Source organism: Bacillus sp. FJAT-29814 (assembly GCF_001510715.1).
Classification (GTDB): domain Bacteria; phylum Bacillota; class Bacilli; order Bacillales; family Cytobacillaceae; genus Neobacillus.
Map to the genome: position 1 here is coordinate 334,820 of NZ_LMTJ01000002.1, position 12,091 is coordinate 346,910.

Genomic DNA, 12,091 nt, shown 5'->3' on the forward strand with positions numbered 1-12,091 from the left:
CACTTAACACAACCCATTAAAAATCCAGCATACGGTTTAAACTGAACATCTGTATTACCGGCTTCTTCTTTATCCTACTATCCTATTATTTGATTGAACCTTGCATAACACCCTTAATAATTTGTTTTTGACCAATCATGTACATAATTAAGATTGGAACGATCGTCATTAAAATAGCTGGAATTAACAATTCCCAGTTGTTCATATAAGTTCCGTTAAAAACCTTCATTTGAACAGGCATTGTATATACACTTTCATTATTCAGTACTAAGGAAGGAAGCAAGTAATCATTCCAGATCCATAAGACATTTAGAATCGCAATCGTAACGGTTATTGGCTTGAGCATTGGAAGAACAATCAGGAAAAACGTTTGTAATGTATTGCATCCATCAATCCTGGCCGCTTCTTCAATCTCAAGCGGGATCGATTTAATAAACCCATGAAACATAAAAATCGAAAGCGCACTGCCAAAACCAATATAAAAGGCAATTAACAAAGGAATCGGTATGACATCAATCACCTGAAGCTTTGCCCCATAAATATGCATAAGCGGAATCATTAACGATTGGAACGGAATGACCATGGAGGCAACTAATATGGTGAAAAATAATTTATTATATTTGGATGGTTTTCTTACAAGGTGATAAGCCGACATTGCGGAAAAAAATACAATTAAAATCGTACTGATTGTTGTAATTAGGAATGTGTTTTTAAATGTAACGGCAAAATTCATCTTCTCAATGACATCAGCAAATTGCGAGAAATCCCAACTTGTCGGTAAAGAAAACGGAGAGACTAAGATTTCCCCATTACTTTTAAACGAGTTAATGATCAGCAAATAGAAGGGAAATATAAAGCAAATTAAGGCTATGATCGCAATGACGTAGGTGAGGATGGAAGTCATTATTTTCCGTTTTGCCATTATGCCTCTACCTCCATTTTCTTGCTGGAATAAACCTGAAAACCGGTAACAACAGCAACTATGACGAATAAAATGATGGCCTCAGCTTGCCCAGTGCCATAATTCGATTCAACAAAGGCCTTATTTACCACGTGCATCGAGACCATCTTGGTGCTGTCGAACGGACCGCCTTTTGTCAGGGCAAAGTTCAAGTCATAAACCATAAATGCATTTTTCAGTGATAAGAAGACGGTGACAACAAAGGATGGCACCATTAACGGAAGCGTTACATTAAACAGTCTTCTTAAAGGTCCTGCGCCATCAATGGTGGATGCTTCGATTAGGTCCTTCGGAATACTAATTAATCCGGCAATGAAAATAATCATCATATAGCCGGAGGTTTGCCAAATCGTAACGATGACAAGTGCCCAGAAAGCCATATCCGGATCACCCAGCCAACCAAGCTCCAGCCATCTAATCCCCATTTTTTCCCCGATTGCCGGTAAGGATTGAACAAATATAAATTGCCAGATATAACCTAGCAGCAATCCACCGATTAAGTTTGGAGTAAAATAGGCAGTTCTTAGTGAGTTTTGAATTTTCATACCCGAAGTAACCAGGTAAGCCAATCCAAATCCCACCATATTCACAAAAAAGACAGTGGCAAATACGAACTTAAGCGTGAGCCAAAGTGATTCCCAGAAATCCTTATCATTCATCGCATTAAGATAGTTATATATTCCAGAAAACACCATTGGGTCAGTAGGGTTATCCATTTTGAAAAGCGTCAGGTAAATTCCATACAGGAAAGGAATGATGACTGTCATCGCAAAAAATAACGTTGTCGGTCCCAGGAATAACAGAGAATTGCCCCAGTCGGCCAATTTGCTTCCACGCTTCATTTATTTCACATCCTGTCCTCAAATTAAAAACAAGTGGGCGAGATCCTCACTCCCCGCCCACTCTAGTGGTTTTCTACTGTTAAAATCAGTTTAGGAATTACTTTTGCTTCTTAAAGTTTTCCTCAACGAATTTTGCCAAATCGGCTCTCTTAGATTCTTTTGCAATTAATTTTTGAACTTCAGGTCCGACTGTTGTAGACCACTCGGAAGCATTGATATAGTTAGTAGTGAACGGCATTGTCTTGCCTTCCTCAATTGCGTTACCAATTGCAACACCAAGCGGATTTGTCACTTTGTTTGGATTGTTCTTGAATGCAGAAATGATTTGTGCCTTATTCACGACGAAATCTTGTCCTGCTTCATCATATACAAGCCATTCAAGGAATTTCTCAGCTGCTTCCTGTTGCTCTTTTGATGCCTTTTTATTGATCACAAATACTTGAGTAGGACCAGCAGCGATTTTATTGTTCAGTTCATTGTCCGCATTGTTGTCAACTGGAACTGGCATAAATCCGAACTTGGAGCCTTCAAGGGCCTTCAGTGAGTCAAACGCCCAGTTACCGTTGAATAGGATAGCAGATTCGCCTTTACCAACAGCTACGTGTGCTGCATCATAGTATTGGCCGATCGGGCGGTCGCCAAATTTGTTATATTCTTTGGAAGCTAATAGTTCCATAGTGTCATAGTAGCCATTCCATACATCATTCTTGGCAAGATCCTCTTTGCCGGCAGCTAATTTATCAGCAAGAGTAGTAGGATTTTCAGACTGATTTAAGAATAATGAACTATAGTGGTTACCTACAGACCATGCTTCTGTCTGATAAGCGACAGGGTACTCAACACCGGATGCTTTAATCTTATCTAATAGATCTTTAAATTTATCTCTTGTATTAATCGAGAATGGGTCAAAGTTTCCACCCACTGCTTTTTCCACTACTTTTTGATTGTATACTAATCCCATGCCTTCCACTGCAAATGGGAAGCCAACCACTTTGCCATCGGCATCTTTAAGTGCTACGTCTGTTTCTTCATTCCATTTCTTGTCTGAAAGGTCGATGCCGACATCTTTGTATTTATGTAAGGCAGCATACGGTTCAAACATGGCCAATGTAACCGTTTTCCCAGAAGACGTCAGTTTATCGAAAACATTCAGTGTATCCCCAACGGCAGTCGAGTTTACTTCAATTTTAACTTCTGGATTCGCTTTCATAAAATCCTTTGCTGCTTGTTTAAACTGCGCGTCAATCTCACCTTTAGCATTTGTTACGATGATATTAACCTTGCCATCTTTTGAACCTGTTGATTCATTACTTGATTTTCCGCTACATGCAGCCAATGAAAGTGTTAAAGCGGCCGCAACGCCAATAGCTGCTGATTTCTTCATAAATCCTTTGATCCCCATTTACTCATCTCCTTTTTAAAAAAGCGTTTCCATTTGGGAAAAGTTCTTGCTTACAAGCAGATTATATGACAGAATATTTCCTAGGTCAATATATTTATTTTTTTAAAGTTTACTACTTTTACTCTAGTTTTTATAAGGAAGTGTCTCTATGAAAATTACGCTTAAGGAAATTGCCAAAATGGCGGGTGTATCCACATCAACCGTCTCAAGGGTACTTAATAATAGCAAGCCTGTTAACGAGGAAATCCGCAAGCGGGTATTGGATGTTCTAAAGGAAACAAATTATCTTCCCTTTGTTGCCCAGAACCTGGCTTTGCAACAAGAACGGCTTTTAATCGGGGTGATTTGTCCGCAGCACAGCAATACAGTGCTTGATGATTTAATTTTAGGAATTAACCGTGTTTGCAAAATTTACGGATATGACACTGTGATTGGATTGACCGACAGTACTCGGGAAAATGAGATGCATTATATAGATTTATTCAGCAATGTCTTATCTGTTCAAGGCATCATTTTTATGGGAAATCAATGGGATGAACAATATACAGAGATTACCAGGAAAAATATTATCCCAGTTGTGCTTGCTGGGCAAATTTCTTCCATCCCTTCGATTCCATCTGTACATGTTGACAACCTTACTGCCTCTTATGAAGCAGTAACATATCTAATTTTAAATGGACATAGGCAAATTGCCATGATTCGAGGAACAAATGGCAAATCTATTAGAGAGGATCGATTTACGGGGTACAAGAATGCATTGGCGGATGCCGGTATACCATTCGATGAACGGTTAGTTGCAGATAGTGATTTTTCAATAGAAGGTGGAGGGAAAGCAATGGCATCCCTCTTGGAGCAAAATACTTTACCGACTGCAGTTTTTTGTTCGACAGATTCGATGGCAATCGGGGCCATCAACTATCTGAGCGACAACGGCTATCGAGTTCCGGAAGATATCTCGGTATTTGGTTTTGACGGTCTTGAAATAACGAAGTTGGTACGCCCTTCGTTGTCGACTGTTGAATATTCTGCAGTTGAGATCGGGATGACAGCAACAAGAAATCTGATTAAACTTTGCAAAGGTGAGGAGCACATTGCCCCCCATATCAATGTGATTCATCATCTGGTTCCACGTGAAAGCACTCAATCTCTCAATCTTGTAAAAAAATAACCAGAGTCCGGACCTTTTCATTTAAAGACGAGGTCCTTTTTTTGCCCTAGATAAGAAAAGGACCCATCTCGTTTGAGATGGGTCCCGCATTTTAATCTTCTTTATCAGGACTATTTACCATAATTCCGGCTACTTGGGTTAGACGGTCATAGAACGCCAAACCGGCCGGAGTCTGGTCAAGACCGATTTCTTGAAATGCTTCTTTCATGCAGCGAAGCCAGCACTGGGCTCTTCGTGGCGTAACTTCAAATGGCAAATGACGCTGCTGCATTGCCGGCGGTCCAAATTCCTGGCTGTACAGTGCCGGGCCGCCCAAGAATTGCGGCAGGAACATTCGCTGCTTACGTTTTATTTCTTCCATATCCCCTTCAAATAACGGAGCCAATTCAGGATCCGCATAGACGCGCGGGTAAAAGGCGTCGACCAGTTTATTTATCGTTTCCTGTCCGCCAATTTCTGTATAAAGTGATTTAAATGGAAAGTCCAAATTGCTCACCATCCCTTGTTTATTTTCCCCTGTAATAAAATTATTATAAAGATTTGTCAGATGGTGTTTTGTGATATAAATCACGCTTATTGTTGAATTACACAAATTCCCATGGATCTGGGGTAATTAAATTGGTTTCTTCAGGGAGTCGAATAACCTAAGTCTGTTTATAAGTGTTCTGCTGATTATTATTGGGATTATTGGGCTTTAGGACGTTGATGTGACGGGTATTTCTTTGGATTGACGACACTTTTATCGATTCCCAAATCAGTTTTGTCGTCAATAGCCCTTATTGGCGACACTTTTGCTGGTGCCTCATTCAGTTTTGTCGTCAATAGCCTTTATTGACGACACTTTTGACGCTTCCCCAATCAATTTTGTCGGCAATTGCCCTTATTGGCGACACTTTTGACGCTTCCCCAAATAAGTTTTGTCGCCAATGGCCCTTATTGGCGACACTTTTGATGATTCCCCAATAAGTTTTGTCGCCAATGGCCCTTATTGGCGACACTTTTGACGTTCCTCCACATCAATTTTGTCGCCAACGGCTCTTGTTGGCGACACTTTTGATGATTCCCCAAATAAGTTTTGTCGCCAATCACCTTCGAAAGTTTAATGGACTACACGCTTTATTTTTTCAATTACCTTTCCATTAATGGGCTTAAGGAAACTTCCTTCGAACCGGACCGCCGAGCCAAAATGATATTCTAAGGCTTGTAGATCCTTATGTAACTCAACAATATTTTCGACTGTCAATCCCGAACCAGGCATAATAATTGGCGCATGAGCACTTGCCGCTCCAATCTGCATCATGTTTTTAATAGTATCAGCACCCTCAATTGCAGTCGGCCTTCCCCCTGATGTTAACACCCGATCCACCCGAAAAGGCCCCTCACATAAAGAACGGTAAATCGCTTGCGTGTTTCCCGCATCAATCGCACGATGAAACGTGACCGACATGCCTTTGCTTTCCTCGAGCACCATGCCAAGCAGGTCACTATCCAGCGTACCCGTTTCCATGGTTGCACCGAAAACGATTCCTGCAGCCCCAAGTTCCCGGGCAATTTTGATATCCTCACGTAACGCAGCCCACTCTTGTTCCCGATATGTAAAAGAATAACTATGCGGCCGGATCATCACCATTACCGGAATCTTGACGCTCTTTACAACGGTTTTGATGATACCGTAGCTTGGAGTGAGCCCTCCTTCTCCGATTGCCGAAACCAGTTCAAGCCTGTCCGCCCCATGCGCTTCCGCCGCACGTGCATCCTCGTCATTTAAAACAATAATTTCAACTAAACTCATGCAGATTTCTCCTTCCTTTTACTTTAAGATGCTTATATTTTTCACGGTGCCACCAACTCGATCTTTATTCGGTCGGGGTCTTCAAAAAATACGGCATAATGATGCTCACCGCCTGCATACGGGTGTTTGTCTGGATAGAGAATACGCACGCCCTTTTCCTTTAATTTTTCAGTCATTGCGTCAACCTGTACCCTTGATTTTGCATGAAAGGCAAGATGATTTAACCCAACCCTCCGGCGGTGGTATGGAGGGTCCATGAACCGTTCCTCTGCTTGTACAAAAACAAGATAGGTCTCACCGTACTTCCAACTGATGCCGAAATCCCACTTTTGGTATTGCTGGTAACCCAATTCAGTTAAGAACCATTCCCAGAATTCAATTGTCTTACGAAGATTAGAAACATTGATTTCAAGATGATGAAGCATGACAACCCCTCCTCTTACTTCAATGTAACATGAACGAATGATTTTAAAAAATTGCAACAATCCGAAACATGGATGGCGTTTTTCAAAGACACTGAAGACAACGTTCATGCGTTAATGAGCGAGGTTCATAATTAATAGAAGTTGAGGCTGTTTTTTTCAGCCTCACCTTCTTGTATTTAGTCAATTCTTTTTTCAAAAATGGCTTCGTAGTAAGCGGCGGAACCGTAAGCCCCGATCCCAGGCGCAAAGATTTGCACCAGCCTCCAGCCTTTCCTCGCATTCTGTTGAATGATTTCATGATAGCTTTCCTTCGGTTTCCCACTTAACTTACTTAATTCTATTTTTTCAAATTTGTACTCGTACATCTGCCCGCCCCCTGTTATTTTTCTATTATATACGTTAGCATGGTAGCGTGAGTTTCAATATTTTTCAAAAAAGTGTCATTGACCAAGCTGGCCGTTTATATTAATATATTAGTTTGAAAGTATTAATGAGTGGTTCGAGAACCTCCCACTATAAAAAACTAAGGAGAAGTGAATATGGAAAACACAACAAAGCCGCTGGTGCAAATGGGTGCCGGCAAAGGTGTTGCCGCCGCCGGGCAATCGGGCAGCAGAGTCAAGGAAATTGTTGTAAACGGAATCGTGGCCGCCTTGTACATCGCCGTTTCGGCGTTAATCCAGCCGTTCGGGTTTACACAGGTACAGTTCCGTGTTTCGGAAATGTTCAACCACTTGATCGTTTTCAACAAAAAGTATCTTTACGGGATTATTTTAGGGGTATTTTTAACCAATTTATTCTTTTCGCCAATGAAGGCCTATGACCTTATCTTTGGTGTCGGCCAGTCGTTAATTGCCTTATTGATAACGATGATGAGTGCCAAATTTATTAAGGGTCTTTGGGCTCGGATGATTGTGAACACAGTAGTATTTACATTTACAATGTTCTTGATTGCGCTTGAACTGCATTTGGCCTTTGACCTGCCATTTATGTTTACATGGCTTACAACCGCTGCGGGTGAGTTCGTGGTAATGGCTATCGGTATGCCAGTGATGTACTTTATTAACAAGCGTGTTGGTTTTGATAGAATGTTTAAATAGTTTTTCAAAAGCTGTTGCTTGGGTCTTTGAACCGGGCAGCAGCTTTTTTATCCCACATTAACGGGCAGTAAGCCCCACCTAAATATGCAAAAAACCAAGAAGTATAGGTAGGACTAACTGCCCGTAAATGTCCGATTGGTTCAACTAACAATCAGTGGGGAAAAAACCCCACTGATTGAAGTTTCACTTTATTGGTATTTAGAGGAAAAAGATACTAGAATTGAAATAGTATTAATAGTAAAAAAAGATTGGAAGGGAGTTTTTAGCATGCTGCAGCGTCCGAATAACAATGAGTTTCCAGATTATTATGTTCCATATGTCGGGTTGGTTCCTGAAGGGGATATTTTATCGATTCTAAAAGGAAACCTGGAAAAGGTGATTTCGTTGTTCGAAGGGATATCCGAGCCAGACGAACATTTTCGCTATGAACCTGGCAAATGGAGCATGAAAGAAGTTCTTTGCCACATGGCGGATACCGAGAGAATTATGAGCTATCGCCTGCTTCGAATCGGCCGCGGCGACAAGACTCCGTTAGCTGGCTTTGATGAAAATGAATATATCGCCGGAGCACACATGAGTGACTTGCCATTGAAAAACGTCCTTGCCGATTTCATCGCCGTCAGAAAAGCAACCATAACATTAATCGAAAATATGCCTGAGGCAGCATGGGCCAACGTCGGGAACGCAAACAACCTTGAGGTCACCGCCCGCGCCATCGCCTACATCATCGCTGGCCACGAAATCCACCACCGCAACATCGTAACCGAAAGATACCTAACAAAATTGAAATAAAATTGTTTTGGTTCAGGCACCGACCGCTGAAAGTGTCCACCCCACACGGACATTTGTCCACGGGTGGTGCCTGACACCATTAATGACACCATTGATGACTCCATTGATTAAATCCGATAGTTTGAGATAAATTCGAGAAATTCTTTTTGTTTGGTGTGGTCGTATTTCATGATGGCGTAGGTGTTGGCTTCGGGCAATTGAATCGTATGGCAATCTACCTCCAATAGCCTTCCTTCCAGCAGCTCTCTTCTGACAGTTGATGTCGGTAGAAACGAGACTCCCAAACCCTCGACAATGAATCTTTTCGTGATGTGAACTTGGGATACTTTCATCATTCGCACACTAGGGTATTTACTTTTTACGGCGTGGCAAAGGCCATCCCAGTAACCTGGATGATTATGTGTTAATAGGTAGTTAGATGTTAATACCTCTTCTTCATCCAACGGCGGGGCCGTTTCAGAATCGCGTCCATCGTGCGGCGCAATCAGGATCACCCGGTCATTGTATAATAGTCTGCTAATCAATTCTGGATCAGTGCTGTTTAAGCAAGATAGCCCAATATCGACTTCTTCTTCCAATACTGCTTGTTCAATTCCCACGGATTCAATAATTTTTATCGAAATTTCGACTTCTGGATGCTGATTCGTATAGCTTCTTAGGACATATGGCAGAATCGTATCCGCGATTAACGGTGAAATGGCAATCGAAAATTGCGTTGTATACCCCTGACTAAATGACTGAATGTCCTCAAGCCCGCTCTGATAGACCTCTAGCAGTTTTTTTGCATGGACCAGGTACCTCCTTCCTGCCTCGGTCAGTTTTACTTTTTTCCCATCCCGGTCAAACAAAAGAATCCCAAGCTCTTGTTCCAATTGTTTAATATGGACGGTGACAGATGGCTGTGAAATATAAAGGATTTCCGCCGTCCTGCGGAAATTCCCGCAACTGGCAGCAGTAATAAACGTGTTAAGCCATTGGAACTCCATAATCTCCTCCTTATTAAAAATAGTAATCAATCAATTTAAAATAATTTAATTTTCTTAATTACATTTATTTTATAAACTATTACTAAATAAGGAAAGGGGAGATTTTTATGATTCAAAAGGGGTTAAAGGGAATTGTTGCTGCCGAAACGTTAATCAGCCATATTGATGGTGAAAATGGACAGCTAATATATCGGGGATATGATGTCGGAAGTCTCACCAAAAGCCTTTCTTTTGAAGAGGTTACCTATCTTCTCTGGTTTGGCTATTTACCGGATGAGCTACAGTTAAGTTCCCTGAAAGCAGAGTTAAAGAGTCACAGGCATCTTTCGGATTATATGAAAAAATTAATCGACCTACTCCCTCATGCCATGGACCTAATGAGTGTCCTAAGAACAGCCATTTCAGCAGAAGCCGGAAACTTTGACTCCGACTATGGCTGGAAGCCGACAGTTTCACAAGCGATTCGAATCACTGCCCTCGCCCCTACCATTATCGCCTATCGGAAAAGACAGTTGGAAGGAAAAGAGTTTATCCAGCCTTCGGATGAGTTGGACCATGTCGCCAATTACCTTTATATGCTTAACGGCACCACCCCATTGACAGCACATGTGGAAGCTCTAGAAACGTACATGATCCTGACTCTTGAACACGGAATGAACGCCTCCACCTTTTCCGCACGGGTGACCGCATCGACTGAATCCGATATGGTTTCTGCCGTCACTTCGGCGATTGGAACCATGAAAGGGCCGCTTCATGGAGGAGCTCCTTCAGGAGTAATTGAACTGTTGGATGAGGTTGCGGCAGTCGGCGACGCCGAAATGGTGATGAAGAATAAATTGTTTAGGGGAGACAGATTAATGGGTTTTGGTCATCGCGTCTATAAAACTCATGACCCCCGCGCCATTGCCCTAAAGGCCAAGTTGCAGGAATTGGTTGGCCAGGATGAATGGCTTGACCTCGCAATAGAAACAGAAGAAACAGCAGTCAAGGTGTTAGAGGAACTAAAACCTGGAAGGTCACTTTATACAAATGTAGAGTTCTACGCCGCCGCCATCATGAAAGCCATCCACATGGAAGCAGACCTATTCACACCAACCTTCACCGCAAGCAGGATCGTCGGCTGGACGGCACACATTCTCGAACAAGCCGAAAACAACACCATCTACCGGCCACAATCAAAATACATCGGGACATTCAAATAAATGGTTTCAAAAATTGGTGTCAGGCACCGGTCGTGGACATTTGTATTCCTCAGGTGGACACTTGCAAATTAGCCCATAATTAGGAAAAGGCAAGGGATTAGATCCTTGCCTTTGTGGGTTTATCTTTTTGGTTTCGGTGGATGGTTAGTCCAATGATTTGGGGGATTAGGTTGAGGATACTTACAACGATTAGCAGTTGCTGGGATGTTAGGGGTTTGAAATACCAGCCCCATTTTTCGTGTCCGGCCATTGTTGTATTGAGATAATAGGAAATGACCAAGGAGACCAGGTTGCCAATAACCAGTACTGGTACCGTGGCCGAATACATGGCGATGTAACCCAATATCAAACTGATTACGACCATGATCCCGTACCCTAGCATTGAGCCTTGCGAAACATCAAGAAACATTGCGATAAATACGTAGGGAAAACTTAGTAAACTAATCAATAGTATACTGATTATTGTTTTTTTCAAGATGGACCTTCCTCCCGTTAAAAGTTTGCACGCACGGATTCACTCATTTAGTGTAATTTTACACCTAATCATCCACTTTTACAACTTTTTCCTATTCATCCTCTCATTTATTTTAAAAAAACCATTTACGAACACACGTTCCTTGTTTTATAATGTAACTATTGGTTAATAATAGCAACTGTGTTAATTTCATTTTCTAAAAACGTTAACTAATAAATTTAATTCAAGGAGTGATTGTTGGATGGCCGTAAAATTAATACCCTATTTAGTGATGAATGGAAACGCACGGGAAGCAGTCCAATTTTACGAGAAGGCGTTGGACGCTCAGGTTCTGTTTATGCAATCTTTTGGAGAAATGCCTGAAAACCCGGAATTTCCGCTGCCTGCAGATGCCAAGGATCGTGTCAGTCACGCCTCCATTAAGGTCGGTGAGTCTGAGATTATGTTTTCTGACACATTCCCGGGACAACCGCATCAAACCGGAACGCAAGTGATAATTTGTATTTCAACGAACGATGCGGAACAGGCAAGGAGAATGTTCGAAGCGCTTTCGGACGGAGGCCAAGTGGAAATGCCGATCCAGGAAACGTTCTTTAGCCCTGCTTATGGCACAGTAACGGACAAATTCGGGGTCACCTTCCAGGTGTTTACGGAAGGTCCACATCAATAATAAGTAGATACAAAAATGGCTCTGGTTGCAGCATGTGCATCAGAGCCATAAATCTATTCCCTCGTCCAATATCTATCGATATCAGTCAGTTCACCCCACAAAGGCTCAAGACCATTTGCCTCTATGAAGGCATCAAATCGTTGGCAGTTTTCTTCCTTAAACTGCACGCCTTCCAGCCAAATCGTATCACATTCATCACAAATATAAATATGATGATCCAGCTTTGCAACCATGGCTTTGCACACTACACCTTGCTCGCAGAAAGGACAATAAATC

16 protein-coding genes and 1 riboswitch are annotated in these 12,091 nt (G+C 41.9%); of the genes, 5 read left to right on the forward strand and 11 right to left on the reverse strand.

Features of this window, described 5'->3' with window-relative positions:
- Positions 1-85 precede the first annotated feature (85 nt).
- From AR334_RS05555 to AR334_RS05565, 3 genes are all read right to left on the reverse strand, one after another.
- Positions 86-922 carry a carbohydrate ABC transporter permease gene (locus AR334_RS05555; protein WP_066306539.1) on the reverse strand — a complete coding sequence of 279 codons (837 nt, stop codon included), beginning with the start codon at positions 920-922 and terminating at the stop codon, positions 86-88.
- Positions 922-1,803, reverse strand: coding sequence for a carbohydrate ABC transporter permease (locus AR334_RS05560; protein WP_066306541.1), 882 nt, complete (start codon positions 1,801-1,803; stop codon positions 922-924). Before AR334_RS05560 ends, AR334_RS05555 begins: the two co-directional genes overlap by 1 nt.
- A gap of 97 nt (positions 1,804-1,900) precedes the next feature.
- A complete protein-coding gene (locus tag AR334_RS05565; RefSeq protein ID WP_066306547.1) occupies positions 1,901-3,205 on the reverse strand; it encodes an ABC transporter substrate-binding protein in 1,305 nt (434 codons plus the stop codon).
- 148 nt (positions 3,206-3,353) lie between these two features.
- Here AR334_RS05565 and AR334_RS05570 point away from each other — a divergent pair, with 148 nt between their 5' ends.
- The gene (locus AR334_RS05570; RefSeq protein WP_066306549.1) at positions 3,354-4,373 is read left to right on the forward strand and encodes a LacI family DNA-binding transcriptional regulator; all 1,020 of its coding nucleotides are present in this window, start codon (positions 3,354-3,356) and stop codon (positions 4,371-4,373) included.
- A 91-nt stretch (positions 4,374-4,464) separates the two neighbouring features.
- Here the strand turns inward: AR334_RS05570 and AR334_RS05575 are convergent, their stop codons facing one another.
- From AR334_RS05575 to AR334_RS05595, 5 genes are all read right to left on the reverse strand, one after another.
- Positions 4,465-4,872 carry a globin gene (locus AR334_RS05575; protein ID WP_066306552.1) on the reverse strand — a complete coding sequence of 136 codons (408 nt, stop codon included), beginning with the start codon at positions 4,870-4,872 and terminating at the stop codon, positions 4,465-4,467.
- A 319-nt stretch (positions 4,873-5,191) separates the two neighbouring features.
- Positions 5,192-5,371 carry a hypothetical protein gene (locus AR334_RS05580; protein ID WP_066306554.1) on the reverse strand — a complete coding sequence of 60 codons (180 nt, stop codon included), beginning with the start codon at positions 5,369-5,371 and terminating at the stop codon, positions 5,192-5,194.
- A 101-nt stretch (positions 5,372-5,472) separates the two neighbouring features.
- On the reverse strand, positions 5,473-6,165 hold the full coding sequence (locus AR334_RS05585; protein WP_066306557.1) for a copper homeostasis protein CutC: 693 nt from the start codon (positions 6,163-6,165) through the stop codon (positions 5,473-5,475).
- Positions 6,166-6,206: 41 nt separating this feature from the next.
- The gene (locus AR334_RS05590; protein ID WP_066306569.1) at positions 6,207-6,590 is read right to left on the reverse strand and encodes a VOC family protein; all 384 of its coding nucleotides are present in this window, start codon (positions 6,588-6,590) and stop codon (positions 6,207-6,209) included.
- A gap of 176 nt (positions 6,591-6,766) precedes the next feature.
- Positions 6,767-6,955 (reverse strand): DUF4177 domain-containing protein, encoded by a 189-nt coding sequence (locus tag AR334_RS05595; RefSeq protein ID WP_066306572.1) that lies wholly within the window; start codon positions 6,953-6,955, stop codon positions 6,767-6,769.
- 123 nt (positions 6,956-7,078) lie between these two features.
- Positions 7,079-7,123, forward strand: a riboswitch (PreQ1 riboswitch).
- Between the two features lie 36 nt (positions 7,124-7,159).
- Between AR334_RS05595 and AR334_RS05600 the strand changes: the two genes are divergently transcribed.
- Positions 7,160-7,690 carry a QueT transporter family protein gene (locus AR334_RS05600; RefSeq protein WP_066307687.1) on the forward strand — a complete coding sequence of 177 codons (531 nt, stop codon included), beginning with the start codon at positions 7,160-7,162 and terminating at the stop codon, positions 7,688-7,690.
- Between the two features lie 267 nt (positions 7,691-7,957).
- Positions 7,958-8,482 (forward strand): DinB family protein, encoded by a 525-nt coding sequence (locus AR334_RS05605; RefSeq protein ID WP_066307689.1) that lies wholly within the window; start codon positions 7,958-7,960, stop codon positions 8,480-8,482.
- Positions 8,483-8,589: 107 nt separating this feature from the next.
- Here the strand turns inward: AR334_RS05605 and AR334_RS05610 are convergent, their stop codons facing one another.
- Positions 8,590-9,468: a LysR family transcriptional regulator gene (locus tag AR334_RS05610; protein ID WP_066306575.1), complete on the reverse strand. Its 879-nt coding sequence runs from the start codon at positions 9,466-9,468 to the stop codon at positions 8,590-8,592.
- Positions 9,469-9,575: 107 nt separating this feature from the next.
- Here AR334_RS05610 and AR334_RS05615 point away from each other — a divergent pair, with 107 nt between their 5' ends.
- On the forward strand, positions 9,576-10,670 hold the full coding sequence (locus AR334_RS05615; RefSeq protein ID WP_066306577.1) for a citrate synthase/methylcitrate synthase: 1,095 nt from the start codon (positions 9,576-9,578) through the stop codon (positions 10,668-10,670).
- Positions 10,671-10,767: 97 nt separating this feature from the next.
- Here the strand turns inward: AR334_RS05615 and AR334_RS05620 are convergent, their stop codons facing one another.
- Positions 10,768-11,145, reverse strand: a complete 378-nt coding sequence (locus AR334_RS05620) for a hypothetical protein (protein ID WP_066306580.1) — start codon at positions 11,143-11,145, stop codon at positions 10,768-10,770.
- A 241-nt stretch (positions 11,146-11,386) separates the two neighbouring features.
- On the opposite strand from AR334_RS05620, the gene AR334_RS05625 reads away from it, so the two are divergent.
- A complete protein-coding gene (locus AR334_RS05625) occupies positions 11,387-11,815 on the forward strand; it encodes a VOC family protein (RefSeq protein ID WP_066306582.1) in 429 nt (142 codons plus the stop codon).
- A 53-nt stretch (positions 11,816-11,868) separates the two neighbouring features.
- Here the strand turns inward: AR334_RS05625 and AR334_RS05630 are convergent, their stop codons facing one another.
- The gene (locus AR334_RS05630) at positions 11,869-12,060 is read right to left on the reverse strand and encodes a hypothetical protein (protein ID WP_216638008.1); all 192 of its coding nucleotides are present in this window, start codon (positions 12,058-12,060) and stop codon (positions 11,869-11,871) included.
- Between the last annotated feature and the right edge of the window lie 31 nt (positions 12,061-12,091).